The following is a 15,744-nucleotide window of genomic DNA, read 5'->3' on the forward strand; positions in this document are numbered from 1 at the left end:
GGGACTCCGGAGGAGTTCCGGGAGGAGCTGCGGGGAAGTCGGGGAGTCGCGGGGAGTCGCGGGGGAGGGGCTCGCGGGCCCCGTGGGTCAGGACGCTACGAGCCGCCGGGCCGGGCCGCCGGTCCAACCCGCGAGATGCGCCGACAATCGCGCTCGAACGAGTGACGGACCGGCGTCCGGGCCCCCGGGCGGCGGTCAGGAGCCGGCGCGTCCGAAGGCGACCAGATGGCCGTCCTTGGTGCCGACGAACACCCGGCCGCCGTCCGTCGCCGGGACGGAGAACCTGCTCACCGTGCCGAGCGCGAAGCTGCGGCGCATCTTGAGCGTGCCGTTGACCGGCACCGGGTCGTACACCCGCAGCTCGCCGTTCTGGCCGCCGGGGCCGGTGCCGGAGTAGACGGTCCAGACGAGCGCCGATCCGGAGGCGGTGCCGTTGGAGGTCACCACGGGCGAGCCGGAGGCGTAGCCGAAGCCCTCGGCGCTCGTCCCGGCACTGGTCAGCTGCGGGTTGCCGGAGCCGTTCACCGAGTACTTGAGGGCGCGCAGCGCGCCGTAGTTCTCGACCAGGTACACGTAGCCGCCGTCGCCGCCCCAGACGCCCGGGTGGCCCCAGACGCCCTTGTACGGACCGGTCATGCCGACCGCGCCGTCCGTGCCGTTCGGGCCCTGCCCCATGCCGCCCAGGCTGTCGCGGTCCAGCAGGAAGATCCGTCCGTCCTTGCCGACCTGCACCAGCAGGTGCGGGTGCGCGCCGGTGCCGAAGCCGGCCGGGAGCGCGGCCGGGCCGCCGGAGCCGAGGTCGACGTCGCCGTGGTCCATGTCCCGGTTGTTGGTCGGGCTGAAGAAGTCCTTCGGGGCGAGGCTGCCGTCGGCGTTGACGCCCAGCCGGACGACCGACTCGGCGTAGTGGCCCTGCGGCTTGTCGCCGGGGCCCTTGAGCGGCGAGGAGCCCTGGCCCGCGCCGTTGCCGGTGGCGATGATGATCCGCCCGGCGCCGTCCGAGACCAGGCCGCCGCCGCTCATCCAGACGCCCGCGTTCTGCGACGCGGAGCCGGACTCGGTGGACCAGAGGGTCAGCTTGCGGCTGCTGGTGGAGACGCCCGCGACATGGCCGACGTAGGTGCCGACCCCGCAGTCCGAGGCGAAGCCGAAGTACACCGCGCCGTCCAGCAGCAGCAGGCCGGCGCGCTGGGCCGAGGTGGCCGGGTTGAACGGGACGCCCGGGCTGTTCACCGGGTCGCCCTGGACCGGTACCGGCCAGCCGCTGCGCTCGGCGCCGGTGGCGGCGTCCAGGGCGTGCACGGAGAACCGGCCCCCGCCGTCGTTGGTCTTGGCCACCAGGTAGACCGTGCCGGCGGCCTTGTCGTACACGGGCGTCGAGGTGATGCCGGTGCCCGGGGAGAGGCAGGCGGTGGAGGACGGCGAGGGGGTGCCCAGGGCGCGCTGCCACACGATCCGGCCGTCGCTCGCGCCGATGCCGTAGACGTGGTTGGTCTCGGTGGCGACCACCACGGTCGAGCCGGCCACCAGCGGCTGCGCGAACACGGCGCCGTCGACGGCGGTGGACCAGCGCCGGCCGAAGTCCGAGGCGGAGACCTTCGCGGGGGCGAGGTCGGGTTCGGCCGCGTCCCAGGCGGTGCGCAGGTTGTTGACCGAGACGGTCGGGTTGTCGGCCCGGGCGGGTATCGCGGTGGTCAGCGAGCCGGCCGCAGCCGGGACCACCAGGGCCAGGCCGGCGAACAGGGCGGCGGGGCGGCGCCTGCCGCGGCGACGGGGGCCGGCTTCGGCCGGGGCGTTCGGGGGTGGGTGGAGTCGGCTCATACGATCCGCCTTGGCTGTGAGGGGAGTACCGGGTACGGCGCCGTGGCGTCATTGTGTGGACGTCCCCGCCGTACCCGCATCCGCCCGCAGCCCCGGGCCTGCCCCCGTTCACGCCCCTGGGGGAACGGGCTGCGCCGCCCGGAGCCCTCCGCCGGCCCTCGCGGACGGCCCCGGGCGGCGCCCGCTCAGGTGGTGAGCGCCTTCGCGAGCAGCGTCGCGAGGATTCCCTCGGCCATCACCTCGGCGGGGGCGTTGACGCCGTCGCCCGGCGCGCGGGACTTCACCACCTCGACGGAGTAGGTGTGCCCGTCGGCCGTGAAGTACACCGTCGGCTGGGTGCTGTCCTTCTTCCGCACCACGAGCACCGCGTCCTGGCCGACCTGGCGCAGGGGGCTGACCTCCAGCTCGGGGTTGGCCTTGACCGAGGCGAGGACGGTGGCCGACACCTCGTGGATGGCGGCGTACGACTCGCGGGAGCCCCAGGTGCAGCCCCACACCGGGCTGCCGTCGCTCGCCGGGGAGAGGCGGGTGCCCCTGAACGGGCCGGAGGTGCCGACGATGGTGACGATCTGCTCGGACGTCAGCATCGGGCAGGCCTCGGCGGGCCGCTTGCCGGACGGGGAGCTGGGGGCGTCGGCGGGTGCGGGTGTGCCGGTCGGCGCGGCGGGCGAGGGCGCGGCGGGTGCGGGGGTCGAGGACGGGGGCGCGGCGGGTGCGGGGGCGGAGGACGGGGGCGCGGCGGTGGGTGTGTCCGCCGCCGTGGTGGTGCCGCCGGACGAGGAGCACCCGGCCAGCGCGGCCGCCGTCAGGGCCAGCACGGGCAGCCACCCGTACCGGCGCCCGGGCCGGATCGGCGAATCGACCTGCATGGGGAGCCCCCTCCACTGGTGCCCGCCGATCGGCGGGCTGCGATGTGGCAGGATCATACGGGGCGACACTGACACCTAACCGCCTTATCGACCAAGGGAGTTGCGCGAGCGCGCGGGGACGTGAACCCGGCGTGCCGCAGGGGCGAACGGGCGGTTCGGAGCGCGGGGTGGCGCGCCTGCGCCGGCCCGGGCTCCCGGCGGCGCCCGGCCGCACCCGTCTGACCTGGGGTGATGCGCGGCCGGTGGGCGCGGCCTTTAGCAGCATGGCCGGATTGCCGCCGGGCTGTACACCATCACGTCCCCGGACGGGTGATGTTCTGGTGAAAGTGGTCATGCCAGGAATCGCGGCCCGGCATCCTGGGGCCGTTGCTCAGCGGATGTGGAGGGTGTGACGTGAGCGCGAACCTGCCGGAGACCATCGCCGAGGCGTCGGTCGTGCTGCCGGCCCCGCCCCGGGTGGTCGACGATCTGGCCCGGGATCTGACCCAGGCCGCGGCCGCCGTCCGGGCGGTGTCGCGCGTCGGACGCAGCGGCGGCGACGTGGCCGTCGCCGCCTACACCGCCGTGGTCTGTACCGGCCGGTCGGCGGCCCGGGCCCTGGAGGAGGCCGCCGCCTGGTGCCGGCAGGCGCCCGAGGCGGAGGTCCACTCGCTCGCCTGGGCGCGGGTGCCCGGCCACCGCGAGGACGTCTTCGAGTACCGGGTCACCCTCGCCGTCAGCTTCCCCGACCACGAGACCGGCGAGCACACCGGGGACACCCACCACGCACCGCGCTGAGCTCGGCGTTTAGGATCGCTCCCATGAACAGTGGGGGTGCGGACGGTACGGCGTCCGAGGAACGTGAGTTTTCCGGTGCGGTGGCCGTCGTCGTGGCGATCGCGGCCGGGCTCTGCGCGGTGGTTCTCCTGCTGGTGGTGTTCCACGCGCTGGGCTGGACCCTCCCGGGGGTCGGCTGGCTGCTGGCCAAGGGCGCGGTCAAGGTCGGGGTGGCCGGTGCGGCGGGCCTGGTCGGCGGCGTCGCCTGGCTGCGGCAGCAGCGCGACCGGGGCGCGAAGCGCGAGGCCGGGGACGCGCCGGAGGGCGGCTGAGCGGACCGGCCGCGGGCACCCGGGTGCGGGCGCCCACGGCCGGTACGGCTGGTGTGGCGGGTGCGATGGGCTTGTCTGACGTGGCGTCAGGCGGGCTGCGGTGACGGACAGGTGACGTCGCGGGCCGGAGCGCGGCCGGTCAGCAGGTAGTCCTCGACGACGGTGCGCACACAGCTGTTGGGGCCGGGGTACTGGCCGTGGTCGCCGTTGCCGGTGACGGTCACCAGGCGGGAGCCGCGCAGCGCGCGGTGGGCGCCGAGCGCGGCCTCGTAGTAGGTGGCCGGGTCGTGCACCGAGTTGAGCATCAGGGTGGGCGGCAGGCCCGCGCCGGTCACCCGGACCGGGGGCGCGGTGGGCGCCGGCCAGCTCGCGCAGACCGCGGCGAAGGCGAGCGTGCGGGCGCCGGCCAGGGGCCAACGCGCCGTGTTCGCGGCCTCCTGCGCGATCCAGCCGTCCAGGTCCCTGCTCCACGGGGTGTCGGTGCAGGTCACCGCGAAGTACTCGGCGAGGAAGTCCGGGCTCAGGTACTGGCCGAACAGCTGGGTGGCCATGGCGCGGGCCTTCGGGTCCGCGTTCGGCCAGTCGTCCAGCGCGGTGAGCGCGGTGGCCAGTCCGGGGAAGCCGTCGTCCGCCTGGTAGACGGCCTGGATGGTGCCGTTGTCCAGCTGGTTGGGCCCGATGGTGAGGGCGCCTTCCACCATCGGGTGGTCGTGCAGCGCGGCCCGCCGCGCCTCCCAGCGGGCCTTGGCCTCGGCGGCGGTGGCGCCGTAGTGGTACGTGCTGTCGCGCGCCGCGAGCCAGGGCAGGAAGTCCTCCTCGAAGCGCCGCTGGAAGCTCATCGGCTGGCCGAGCTGGAACGCCTCCCAGGTGCCCTCGAAGCCGATGTTGCTGTCCAGCACCATCCGGTCGACCCGCTGCGGGAACAGCGTCGCGTAGTACGCGCCGATCATGGTGGCGTAGGACGGCCCGTAGTAGCCGAGCTTCCGCTCGCCGAGCAGCGAGCGGAACAGGTCGATGTCCCGGGCGGTCTGCTCGGTGGTCAGGTACGGCAGCAGGCCGTCGCTGTGCTGCTCGCAATCGGCCGCGAGCTTGCGGGAGTTGTCCACCACCCGGGCGATCGCGGCGGGGGAGTCGTCCCGGAAGTCCCCGGCGAAGAACTCCTGGAGGTCCTGCGCGGTCTGGCAGTGCGCCAGGGTGCTCTGGCCGACCCCGCGCTGGTCGAAGCCCACGACGTCGTACGCCGCGCCCACCGCGGGTGCCTTGCGGGCGAAGCCGGCCGGGCGCAGCAGGCCCTTGCCGCCGGGGCCGCCGGCCGCCATCAGCAGTGTGCCGATCCGTTTGGCGGGGCCGGTGGCGCGGTGGCGGGAGACGGCGACGGTGAGGTCCGGGCCCGCCGCGGGGTGGTGCCAGTCGCGCGGGACGGCCATCGTGGCGCAGTCCAGCGACGGTTCCTGCGCGCAGGGCTGCCAGGCGAGTTGCTGCTGGGCGTAGCGGGCCGGGACGGGGGGCGTGCGGGTCCCGGTGCCGGCGCTGGCGGTGGTGGCAGGGAGGGCGACGGCGGCGAGAAGTGCGGCGGTCAGGGCGGCGAGCGGGGCACGCCACCGGCGGGTGGTGCGTTCACGTGTGGTCACGGTCGTGATCCTTGCCGCTGGTGCGCAGGCGGGTCGATCCCGCGCGCACCAGTTCCGGGGGTGGAGCTGGCGACACCCCCCGAACGGCGGGGGGAGGGTGGCCGGGGGCGCATCCCGCCGCCGGGCCGGCCTCCCCGGCCGGTCGCCGGGTCCGGTCGAGCCGACGCGCGTGCCCCGGTGGGGGCCGGGGCACTGGGCGGTGCGGTGCGGTCGGTGCCGGTGGGCACCGGTGGGCACCGGTAGGTGTCGGGCGGTCAGTAGGCGGCGGTGAACCGGGTGCGGTGGTGGGCCGGGGTCTCGGCCTCGTCGAGCAGGACGACGGCGAGGTCCTCCATGGAGATGGCCGAGGTGCCGTCGGCGTCGACCAGGAGCTCGTCGCGGCCGAGGCGGTAGCGGCCGGTGCGCTCGCCCGGTTCGAGCAGGGCGGCGGGGCTGAGGTAGGCCCAGTCGACCTCGGTGTCGAGCCGGTGGAGGTCGAGCTGCTCGTTGCAGGCGAGGGCGATGGGGAGCCAGGCGGGCGGGAAGTCCGGGTCGTCGACGACGGTGGCGCCGTCCCCGCCGGGCAGGGCGAGGCTGCCCGCGCCCCCGACGGCCAGGAGGCGGACGCCCGTCCCGGCCAGGCCGGCCAGCAGGCCCCTGGTGGCCGCGGCCAGTTCGGACTCGCTGCCGGGTGCCGGGCGGGTCGCGCTGATCACCGCGTCCTGGCCGGCGGCGAGGCGGGCGACGTCCTGCGGGTGGCGGGCGTCGCCGACCGCGATCGCGGCCGCCGCGGGGAGGCCGTGCGGCTTGGCCGGGTTGCGGACCACGGCGGTGACGCGGTGCCCGCGGGCGAGCGCCTCGGCGACCACGCGGCTGCCGACGTTCCCGGTCGCTCCGAAGACGGTGATGTTCATGGGTTCTCCTCGATGTGGGCGGGGTGGGGCGGGGTGGGGGTGGTGCGGGTTCAGGAGGCGGACCGGCGTTCCGCCACCGGCGGGGTGGCCGGCGCGGGCTGCGCGAGTCCGGAGGGCTGGGCGAGTCGGGAGGGCTGTGCGGCGCGCGGCCGCTGGGTCTGGGCGGCGACCAGCGAGCCGAGCACGATCAGCGCCCCGAGGCCCTGGACGGGCGACAGGTCCTGGTCGAGGGCGAGCCAGCCGAGGGCGGTGGCGACCACCGGGCTGAGCAGGCCGAGGAAGGCGACGGAGGTCGGCGGCAGCGCGCGGATCCCGCGGAACCAGAGCGCGTACGCGACGGCGGCGCCGATCAGCGCGAGGTAGCCGTAGCCGAGCAGGTTGGCCCCGGTGAGGTGGGACGGCGGCGCGCCCTCGACCAGCAGGGCGACCGGGAGCAACAGCAGCCCGCCCGCGGTGAGCTGCCAGCCGGTGGTGGCGAGCAGCGGGGCGGGGGAGGTCCAGCGCTTGGAGAGGACGACGCCGGTGGCCATCACCACCGCGCCACCGAGCGCGGCGGCGACCCCGATGGCGTCCAGCTGGGCGTTGGACCGCAGGACCAGGAGGCTGACGCCGGCGATACCGGCGATGCCGGACAGGACGGTGCGCAGTGAGAGCCGGTCGCCGAGCAGTCCGGCGGAGAGCCCGGCGGCGAGCAGCGGCTGGACGGCGCCGACGGTGGCCGCGACCCCGCCGGGGAGGCGGTAGGCGGCGATGAAGAGCAGGGCGAAGAAGGCGCCGATGTTGAGCGCGCCGAGGACGAGCGAGCGCCACCACCAACTGCCCTGCGGCAGACGGCGGGTGACGGCGATGAGGAGGAGTCCGGCGGGCAGGGCCCGGATCACCCCGGCGAGCAGCGGGCGGCCGGGCGGGAGCAGTTCCGTGGTGACGAGGTAGGTCGAGCCCCAGATGGCGGGGGCGAGAGCGGTCACCAGCACGATGGCGGTTCGATTCCTTAGCACTAAGCCAATGTATCTCAGCGCTAAGGTATCTCGTCCGTTCGAGTGCTGTGATGTATCTCACCGCTAAGCAATCCTCTAGGCTGAAGCGGTGGCAGATCATGTGGACCGACTGGTGAAGCAGTGGGGCGCCGAGCGCCCCGACCTGGACGTCTCCCCGATGGAGGTGATCGGACGTCTCAAGCGGCTCTCCCGGCTGGTCGAGGCCGAGCTGAAGCAGAACTTCGCCGGGCACGACCTGGACGCCGCCTCCTTCGACGTCCTCGCGACGCTGCGCCGCAGCGGCCCGCCCTACCGGCTCACGCCCACCGGGCTGATGCGCTCCGCGATGGTCACCTCCGGTGCCATCACCCAGCGGCTCGACCGGCTGGAGGCGCGGGGCCTGGTCACCCGCACCACCAGCGGCTCCGACGGCCGCAGCCGGGAGGTCGCCCTCACCCCCGAGGGCCACGCCCTGGTGGACCGCGCCCTGCCCGACCACCTCGCCACCGAGCGCCGCCTCCTGGCCGGGATCGACGAGGCGCAGACCGAGGCACTGGTCGAGGTCCTGCGCACCCTCCTCGCCTCGCTCGGCGACAGCCCCGACTGAGCCCGGCGGCGCACGGGCGCGAGCGACGCACAGGCGGCGCGAGCGGTGCGCGGGCGCGAGCGACGTACGGGCGAGCTCCCGGCCGGGCGCCGGCTACGGGTTGACCGCGACCGCCTTGAAGAAGGTGTAGTGGAACGTCCCGCCGTCCTCCGCCGTGCGCCGCAGCTCCGCGATGCCCCGGTCGAACTCGGCCGCCGTGCCCAGCCCCGCGGCGAGCGCGTCCGCGCGGACGGACTCGACCATCGCGATGAAGGTGCGCCGGGTGAAGCCCTCGACCAGCGCCGGGCGGCCGCCGTCCGCGTAGACGGTGCGGGGGCGGACCGCGACGTCCCCGAAGCCGGCCTCCACCAGCAGCGGGTGGAGCCGGCGGCCGACCAGGCTGTCGCCGCCGGCCCCGGCCTGCAGCCGGACCAGGTGGCCGACCGCCGCCCGGGCCGCGGCGCCGTCCGGGTGGAAGAAGGCGGACCCGTGGTCGCCCTCGATCACCGTGATCGTGCCGCCCGGCCGCAGCACCCGCCGCAGGGCGGCCAGCGCCGCCGCCGGGTCCGCCAGGTGCTCCAGCACGAAGCAGACGAAGACGTGGTCGAAGGAGTCGTCGGCGAACGGCAGCCGGTGCAGGTCCCCGTGGTGCCAGACCGGCTGGGCGCCGGGCACCTGCGCCGCGACCCGGGCCCGCGCCTGGGCCAGCGAGTCGGCCGAGATGTCGGCCGCCGTGAGGTGCACGCCCGGGCTGGCGGCCAGCAGGTGCACCGTCTGCGCCCCGACACCGCAGCCGGCCTCCAGCACCCGGCTGCCCGCCGGGTAGGACGTGCCGGCGTGCAGCAGCTCCGCGAGGGTGTCCGCCTGGTCGCCGAGCCGCCGGGCCTCGGTGTCCGAGTAGCCGTGGACGTAGTCGCGGCTAGGGTCGTGCGCGATCGTGGGAACAGTGGTCTGCGTGGTGGTCATGCCTCCACCCTGGCCCCGACAATGGACCGGTGAACAGGTCCAATCAGCAGCCCGACGACAGGTCCAAAACGGCGGGCGCCGACTTCCTCCAGCTCGACACCGCCGAGGCCCCGCCCGGCGGGCTCGCCGACTGGCTCGCCCGGCATCTGCGGCAGGCGATCGCGGACGGCCGACTGCCCACCGGCGGCCGACTGCCCGCCACCCGCGTCCTGGCCGGCGAACTGCGGGTCTCCCGAGGGGTCGTCACCGACGCCTACCGGCGGCTCACCGAGGAGGGCCAGATCGCCGGACGCGGCCGGGGCGGCACCATCGTGGTCGCCCAGGCGACCCGGGCGACCCAGGTGACCCGGGCGACCCAGGTGATGCAGGCGGCTCAGGCGGCGCAGCCCGATCACCCGGCCCGGCCCGCCCGCGCCCTGTTCGACGGAGACCCCGTCCCCGAGAGCTTCGACGCGCTGCGCGCCGCCCCCGCCCGGATCGACCTCTCACCCGGCCGGCCCGACCTCGCCGCCTTCCCCCGCGCCGCCTGGCTGCGCGCCGAACGCGCCGTCCTCGACGGACTGTCCCCGCACGACCTCGGCTACGGGGACCCGCGCGGCACACCCGCGCTGCGCCAGGCCGTCGCCCACTGGCTGGCCCGCAACCGGGGCATCCGGGTCGACCCGCAGGACGTCCTGATCGTCGCCGGCACCGCTCAGGCCCTCGCCCTGCTCGGCCAGGTGCTCGGCCAGGACGGCATCCGCGAGGTCGCGGTCGAGGACCCGGGCTCGCTCGGGGTCCGCCAGCACCTCGGCCACTGGCTCACCGCCACCCCGCCCGTCCCGGTCGACGCCGACGGCATCCGGGTCGACGCACTGCGCGCCACCGGGGCCCCGGCCGTGCTGCTCACCCCCGCCCACCAGTTCCCGACCGGCGTGGTGCTCGGCGGCGGCCGGCGCCGCGAGCTGCTCCGCTGGGCCGGCGAGGGCGGCCTGGTCATCGAGGACGACTACGACGCCGAACACCGCTACGACCGGCCCCCGGTGTCCGCACTGCACTCCGCCGTCCCCGAACAGGTCTGCTACACCGGCAGCATCTCCAAACTGCTCGCCCCCGCCCTGCGGACCGGCTGGCTGCTCGTCCCGTCCCGCTATCGGGAGGCCGCCCTCGCGGCCAAGCGCTTCGCCGACCTCGGCAACGCGGTGCTGCCGCAGCTGGTCCTGGCCCGGCTGATGGAGTCCGGCGAGCTGGAGCGGCACCTGCGGCTGCTGCGCCGCCGCCACCGGCGCCGCCGGGACGCGATGATCGCCGCGATCGGCGCCGAGCTGCCGGGCGCGGCCGTCCACGGCGCGGCCGCCGGACTGCACCTGATGGTCACCTTCCCGGGCGGTCTGCGCTGCTCCGACACCGCGCTCGCCACGGCCGCGCTGGCCCGGGGGGTGAAGGTGCAGCCGCTCTCCTGGCACGCCCGGCTGCCGCACCCGCCGGGCCTGGTCCTCGGGTACGCGGCGGGCGCGCCGGGCGAGATCGCCGAGGGGGTGGCGGTGCTCGGCCGACTGGTGCGCGAGGCGGGGTGAGCCGGGTGCGCGACGAGCGGGCCGGGTGGCGGGCCGGTTCGGGCCTTTCGGGCTGCCGGGGAGCGCCGGCCCCGATAGCCTGGCGCAGCGAACCCGACCCCGCCCTCCGGGAGGCCCCGTGCTCTGGCTCCGGCGGATCGCCCCTGTCGCGGCGCTCGGCCTGCTGCTGGCGGTCCTGCTCCCGTCGCCGCACGGCGCGGTGCGTACCCCCCTTCAGCCGCCGACCTCCGCGGAGAGGACACCGCCCGTGACCGCGCCGGAGTCGATACCGGGCACCGCACCGGACACCGCGCCCGGCACCGCACCGGGCACCGAGCCGGGCTCCGCGTCGGACTCCCGACTGCTCGCCGGTCGGCGGATCGTCTACTCCTACCCGGGCCCGACCCCGCCGCCCGCACTGCTCCAGGCCATCCGTGAGGGCCGGGCCGCCGGAGTGATCCTGTTCGGCGAGAACGTCACCGGACCGGACCAGATCCTGGCCGCCGTCGGGCAGTTGCGCGAGGCGGCGGCGCAGTCCCCGACCGGGGCGCCGCTTCTGCTGATGACCGACCAGGAGGGCGGCAAGGTTCGCCGGCTGCCCGGCGCGCCCGACCTCTCGGCCCGCCGGACCGGCCGGTCCGCGGACCCCGTCGCCGGGGCGGCCCGGTCCGGCGCCGGCGCCGGACGCACCCTCGCGGGCCTCGGGCTCAACGTCAACCTGGCCCCCGTCCTCGACGTCTACGACAGCGCCGACAACTTCATCGACCACCACGAGCGCTCCTACGGCCAGGACCCTTCCACCGTAGGCGAGTTGGGCGTCAGCTTCCTCGCCGCGCAGCAGGACCTCCGGGTCGCGGCGACGGCCAAGCACTTCCCCGGTCTCGGCAGCGCCGCCCGCGACCAGAACACCGACGAGCAGCCGGTCACCCTGCCGGTGCCGCTCGCCGAGCTGCGCGCCCGCGGCGAGGAGCCGTACCGGGCCGCGATCGACGCCGGTGTCCGGCTGGTGATGGCCTCCTGGGCCGTCTACCCGGCCCTCGACGCGGCGCGTCCGGCGGGCCTGTCGCCCGTCGTGGTGCAGGGCGAGCTGCGTGAGCGCCTCGGCTTCCAGGGCGTCACCGTCACCGACGCGCTGGAGGCGAAGGCCCTCGCCTCGTACGGCGGGACCGGCCCGCGTGCCCTCGCCGCCGCCGAGGCCGGGATGGACCTGCTGCTCTGCTCGGCCCGCGACGTCCAGCAGGGCGAGGAGGCCGCCGCGGCCCTCGCCGAGGCCCTGGACAGCGGCCGCCTGGACCGCGCGGCCTTCACGGCGGCCCTCCACCGGGTCGACGAACTCCGCTCCGGGCTGGGGTAGTTCGCGGCGCTCCGGTGAAGGAGGCGGGTCCGGAGGAGGTTCAGGAGGCGGTCGCGCCGTCGAGCAGGGTGCGCAGGTCCAGGATCCGGTAGCCGCGGGCGCGCGCGGCATCGAGGATCAGGGGCAGGGCCTGCGCGTCCAGGCACGTCCCCTCCTGGTCGGGCACGCCGACGTGGAGTTGGAGGATCCCGCCGGGGACGAGGGCGGCGAGGGCCCGGTCGACGGCCTTCCGGACGGTCATGCCGCCGCCCTCGCCGAGGTAGCCGTTGGTGTCCGTGGTGAACTCGATGTCGGCGAAGCCGAGGGCGTTGACGTCCGCGATGCCCTGCGGGGTGGTCTCGCTGTACGGGAAGCGGAAGAACGGCAGCGGCTCGGTACCGGCGGCCGTGCGGATCGCCGCGTCCGCGCGCAGCACCTCGGCGCGGGCCTGCTGCGGGCCGAGCCCGTCGAACTGCGGGTGGCTGTAGGAGTGGTTGCCGAGCCCGTGGCCGGCGGCCGCCATCGCCCGCACCGCGTCCGGGTGCTGCTCGGCGTACTGCCCGGTGGGGAAGAAGGTGGCCGGGGCCGACCGCTCCCGCAGGATCGCCAGGACGGTGTCCAGCCCGGTCTCGTCCCAGGCCGCGTTGAAGGTCAGCGCCATCACCCGCTCGTCCGTGGGGATCCGCCGGATCTCGGCGCCGAGCAGGTACGGGGGCGGCGCGGCGGCGGTCACCAGGGCCAGGACGGCGGCGGCGACGGCGAGGATGCGCTTCACATCACGCCCAACGCGCCCGCCCGCGCGGCGGATACCGGCCGACCGGGGGAACCCGGGCCGGGCGACGCCGGCCGCGCGCGCCGCGCTGATCCGCCAAGATCGGTCGGACAGGACCTAGACTGGCGCCCGGGGAGACCAGGGGGAGTGGTGACGGGTGGGCAGGTTCCAGGACTGGCGTGAGCGGCGGGCGAGGGCCCGGGCCGATCGTGTGCCGTTGGCTCCGTTTCACGTGGAGGAGATGGTCGACGGCATCGCCGGGGAGGTCAGAGCGCACCGCGCGGGCGGCCCGGGGCTCACGACCGCCGAAGGGGTCCGGCTGCTGCGCCTGCTGGTGCGGGCCGCGTTCGACGACCACGGGCTGCCGGTGACCGTCGCGGGCGACGTCGCCACCGACGGGCAGGGCCGGCAGTACAGCCTGCTCACGGTGCTGGAGGCGGCCCGCGCGGCGGATCTCGCGGGCGAGGACTGGGGGGCCGTGGTCGCGGCCGAGGTGGCCGAGCTGGTGCGGGAGCTGACCGGTCCGTCGGCGTTGGAGCGGCTCCCGGCGGAGGAACTCCTCGGCCGGCTCCACCCGCTGGTGGTCGACGCCGCGACCCTGCCGTTTCCGGAGGCCGCCGCCCACGCGCCGTTCGTGGCGCCCGGGTTCCACGAGTTCCTGGCGGTGGACGCCCCGCAGGGCACCCGGACGCTGTCCCGGGCGGACGAGGAGCGGCTGGGGGATCCGGTCGCGCTGCGCTTCCAGGCGCGCAACAACCTGCGCGGTCTGCTGATCGAGCGCCACGAGGTGGTCCGGGACCAGGACGGCACCCGCTTCGACGTGGTGTCCGGCAGTTCGGTGTTCACCGCCGGCCGGATGACCTACCTGGACGACCTGGTGGACGAGTTGACGGGCCTGCCGCTCGGCCCGGAGGGTGCGGTGTTCGCCTTCCCGTCCCGCTACCAGCTCGCCTTCCACGCGATCCGCGGCCGCAGCCTCTACCCCAGCCTGGCCGCCCTGGCCCGCTGGGCCCGGACCAGGTACGCCGAGGTCCCGGACGGCCTGAGCCCGCATCTGCACTGGTGGTTGCCCGGCGAGGTGATCCGGTTGACGGACTATCAGGACGGCGAGTACGTGCTGAGGATCGCCCACGAGTTCAAGGCCGTCCTGGAGGGGCTGGAGGCCACCCCCGGGCGCTGAGGGGTGCGGCGGGGGCGTCGACCAGCGGTGGCGGGGGTGCTGACCGGCGGGACCGGGTGCTGGTCGGCGGCGTGCTGGTCGGCGGGGCGTTAACCGGCGGGGCGTTGAACGGCGGGGCGTTAACCGGCGGGGCGTTGAACGGCGGCGCGGTTCGCGGATCTGATGGAGGGTCGGATCGCGCCATCGAAGGTCGATTTCCGGTCCGCCGAGGGATTCAGGCGGAGATCATCGCGTAGGCATTCGAATCGCATGGGAGAGTTTGCAGCGCCACATGTGAAATTTCACATGTGGCGTTACAGAGATGACTGAAGGAGTGTTCCGATGAACCGAATCGCCCTGATCGCGGCTGGCGCCGCCGGTGCCGCCGCCCTGCTGGCCGTCCCCGTCGAGGCCGGTGCCGCCACCACCACCGCCACCACCACGGTGACCTGCGGCTCGTCCGGCCTGCAGGCCGGACTGTCGACCAAGGTCTGTGCCGAGGTCACCGGTGACAGCGTCCAGCTGTACGGGCAGATCAGCCTGGCCGGGCCGCCGAGCCCGGGCACCCCGTGGCCGCAGACCCAGGAGCTCCTCACCGGCCTCTCCGGCCAGGTGGTCGGCGGTGCCTCGCTCGGTTCGGTCAGCGGGCGCACCCTGTTCACCGCCTCGACCGTGCGCGTCGGCGGCGTCGGCGGCACCGTGCCGTGCGGCTCCACCGTGCACGCCAGCTTCAGCGTGGCCACCTACCCGTGGGGCCCGGTGCCGGTGACCCTCGACGTGCCGGTGGTCTGCTGACCTCTGCTCATCGGACCGGTCCGGTCCGGGAGTTGCGCGCGCAGCTCCCGGGCCGGATGAGGCGGCCGCACGGCGATCGCCCCGGACACCCGTCCCGTCCGCCCCGCCCGGCGTGCCCCGGGCGGGGCGGGCTGGGCGGCGCGCGGGACGGCCGGGCGGTCGCTGGGGGCCGGTGGGGTCCGGTAGGGCCGCCCGGGCGTGTCCGCGGCGGGCGTCCCGGGTACGGTGGGCGGGCACACGACCGTACCGGGGGGTAACGATGACCATGCACGTGCGCACCCGCATGCCCGCTGCCGGGGCCCTGGCCCTGATCGCGGCGCTGCTTCTCACCGCCTGCGGCAGCCGCGCCGCGCCCTCGGGGAGTGTGGACGGGCCCGGCGGGGACGGCTCCGCGGTCACCGACACCGCCGAGATCCCCTGGACCACGGTCAGCCCTTCGGCCATCACCGCGGTCCGCACCACCGACGGCGGCCGTAGCCTGGTCGTCGACTTCCCCGTCGCCTCCGGCGCGCCGAACTGCGCACGCGGGCTGAAGGGCGAGATCCAGTCCGTCGAACGCGGCACCGTCTTCGTCCGGATCACCTACGAGACCCGCTCCGCGGACCGCCGCTCCGGCTGCACCCAGTCCGAGCCCAGCAACATCGGCGTCCCGCTGCCCGGGCCACTCGGCGACCAGCTGGTCAGCATCGACAACACGCACCTCTACACCGCCAGGGGTGCCACCCCGCCGGCCCTGCGCGAATGCGGCCAGGGCGGCTGTGACCCGGCTCCCGTCGGCTGTACCGACGAGGCCTACGGCAAGGCGATGGCCGGCGCAGACTCGCCGAAACACAGCACCTGGCGGGCGCGCGGGTGCGACGGGCGCTGGCTCGTCCTGGACATCTCCTACCCCACCGGCCCGGTCTGCGGCGACCCCGGTTCGGGCTGTGACAGCCACCCGCGCAGTCAGCGCTGGTTCTACCGCTACCAGCCGACCGGCTGGTCGGTGATCACCGCCGCCGGTGAGCCCGGCTGCGCCGCGGTCCAGCGGGCCGAGCCGCAGTTCCCCACCGCGCTGTGCGCCAAGCTCCCGGCCCCCGGCGCTCCGGACCCGACCTCCTCGGCCGGCTCGAAGCCGTGACGGCCCCGGCCGGGGCGGGGTCGTGACCGCCGGGTGTGCGGCGGTCCGGCCGTGGGCTCGGACGTGGCGTCGGGGTGGGTCATGACGACTTGAAGAATTCTTCATCTGCGTGGATGATGCTCCCCGGCCGCTCGGGCGGGCGGCCGTGCAGGCGCGCAGGCGCGACCGTGCGTCGGCAGGCGGCGACGGCGAACCGGAA

General features: G+C 75.5%; 15 protein-coding genes. 8 read left to right on the forward strand and 7 right to left on the reverse strand.

Features of this window, described 5'->3' with window-relative positions:
- Positions 1–195 precede the first annotated feature (195 nt).
- Complete coding sequence (locus ACFVVX_RS13195; RefSeq protein ID WP_387944693.1) at positions 196–1,821, reverse strand: PQQ-binding-like beta-propeller repeat protein; 1,626 nt, start codon at positions 1,819–1,821, stop codon at positions 196–198.
- A gap of 185 nt (positions 1,822–2,006) precedes the next feature.
- On the reverse strand, positions 2,007–2,690 hold the full coding sequence (locus ACFVVX_RS13200; protein WP_387944695.1) for a hypothetical protein: 684 nt from the start codon (positions 2,688–2,690) through the stop codon (positions 2,007–2,009).
- A gap of 393 nt (positions 2,691–3,083) precedes the next feature.
- Here ACFVVX_RS13200 and ACFVVX_RS13205 point away from each other — a divergent pair, with 393 nt between their 5' ends.
- Both ACFVVX_RS13205 and ACFVVX_RS13210 read left to right on the forward strand, forming a co-directional pair.
- Positions 3,084–3,467: a hypothetical protein gene (locus tag ACFVVX_RS13205; protein WP_387944697.1), complete on the forward strand. Its 384-nt coding sequence runs from the start codon at positions 3,084–3,086 to the stop codon at positions 3,465–3,467.
- A gap of 23 nt (positions 3,468–3,490) precedes the next feature.
- Positions 3,491–3,778: a hypothetical protein gene (locus ACFVVX_RS13210; RefSeq protein WP_387944699.1), complete on the forward strand. Its 288-nt coding sequence runs from the start codon at positions 3,491–3,493 to the stop codon at positions 3,776–3,778.
- 86 nt (positions 3,779–3,864) lie between these two features.
- On the opposite strand, the gene ACFVVX_RS13215 is transcribed toward ACFVVX_RS13210, so the two are convergent.
- From ACFVVX_RS13215 to ACFVVX_RS13225, 3 genes are all read right to left on the reverse strand, one after another.
- A complete protein-coding gene (locus ACFVVX_RS13215; protein ID WP_387944701.1) occupies positions 3,865–5,409 on the reverse strand; it encodes an alpha/beta hydrolase in 1,545 nt (514 codons plus the stop codon).
- A gap of 254 nt (positions 5,410–5,663) precedes the next feature.
- A complete protein-coding gene (locus tag ACFVVX_RS13220) occupies positions 5,664–6,302 on the reverse strand; it encodes an NAD(P)-dependent oxidoreductase (RefSeq protein ID WP_387944703.1) in 639 nt (212 codons plus the stop codon).
- Between the two features lie 50 nt (positions 6,303–6,352).
- Positions 6,353–7,300: an EamA family transporter gene (locus ACFVVX_RS13225; RefSeq protein ID WP_387944705.1), complete on the reverse strand. Its 948-nt coding sequence runs from the start codon at positions 7,298–7,300 to the stop codon at positions 6,353–6,355.
- A gap of 88 nt (positions 7,301–7,388) precedes the next feature.
- Here ACFVVX_RS13225 and ACFVVX_RS13230 point away from each other — a divergent pair, with 88 nt between their 5' ends.
- Positions 7,389–7,886 (forward strand): MarR family winged helix-turn-helix transcriptional regulator, encoded by a 498-nt coding sequence (locus ACFVVX_RS13230; protein ID WP_387944707.1) that lies wholly within the window; start codon positions 7,389–7,391, stop codon positions 7,884–7,886.
- A gap of 93 nt (positions 7,887–7,979) precedes the next feature.
- Here ACFVVX_RS13230 and ACFVVX_RS13235 read toward each other — a convergent pair whose 3' ends face one another.
- The gene (locus ACFVVX_RS13235; RefSeq protein WP_387944709.1) at positions 7,980–8,831 is read right to left on the reverse strand and encodes a methyltransferase domain-containing protein; all 852 of its coding nucleotides are present in this window, start codon (positions 8,829–8,831) and stop codon (positions 7,980–7,982) included.
- Between the two features lie 29 nt (positions 8,832–8,860).
- Here ACFVVX_RS13235 and ACFVVX_RS13240 point away from each other — a divergent pair, with 29 nt between their 5' ends.
- Together ACFVVX_RS13240 and ACFVVX_RS13245 are read left to right on the forward strand one after the other, a co-directional pair.
- Positions 8,861–10,387, forward strand: coding sequence for a PLP-dependent aminotransferase family protein (locus ACFVVX_RS13240; protein WP_387944711.1), 1,527 nt, complete (start codon positions 8,861–8,863; stop codon positions 10,385–10,387).
- 118 nt (positions 10,388–10,505) lie between these two features.
- The gene (locus ACFVVX_RS13245) at positions 10,506–11,720 is read left to right on the forward strand and encodes a glycoside hydrolase family 3 N-terminal domain-containing protein (protein ID WP_387944713.1); all 1,215 of its coding nucleotides are present in this window, start codon (positions 10,506–10,508) and stop codon (positions 11,718–11,720) included.
- Between the two features lie 40 nt (positions 11,721–11,760).
- On the opposite strand, the gene ACFVVX_RS13250 is transcribed toward ACFVVX_RS13245, so the two are convergent.
- Complete coding sequence (locus ACFVVX_RS13250) at positions 11,761–12,474, reverse strand: polysaccharide deacetylase family protein (RefSeq protein WP_387944715.1); 714 nt, start codon at positions 12,472–12,474, stop codon at positions 11,761–11,763.
- Positions 12,475–12,688: 214 nt separating this feature from the next.
- Here ACFVVX_RS13250 and ACFVVX_RS13255 point away from each other — a divergent pair, with 214 nt between their 5' ends.
- The 3 genes from ACFVVX_RS13255 (at position 12,689) to ACFVVX_RS13265 (ending at position 15,545) form a co-directional block, all read left to right on the forward strand.
- Entirely contained in the window at positions 12,689–13,651 is a 963-nt protein-coding gene (locus ACFVVX_RS13255; protein ID WP_387944717.1) for a hypothetical protein, read from the forward strand.
- A gap of 321 nt (positions 13,652–13,972) precedes the next feature.
- Entirely contained in the window at positions 13,973–14,425 is a 453-nt protein-coding gene (locus ACFVVX_RS13260) for a hypothetical protein (protein ID WP_387944719.1), read from the forward strand.
- A 259-nt stretch (positions 14,426–14,684) separates the two neighbouring features.
- Complete coding sequence (locus ACFVVX_RS13265; protein ID WP_387944721.1) at positions 14,685–15,545, forward strand: hypothetical protein; 861 nt, start codon at positions 14,685–14,687, stop codon at positions 15,543–15,545.
- The last annotated feature ends 199 nt before the right edge of the window (positions 15,546–15,744 follow it).

The organism is Kitasatospora sp. NPDC058170 (assembly GCF_042883905.1).
Lineage (GTDB): Bacteria > Actinomycetota > Actinomycetes > Streptomycetales > Streptomycetaceae > Kitasatospora.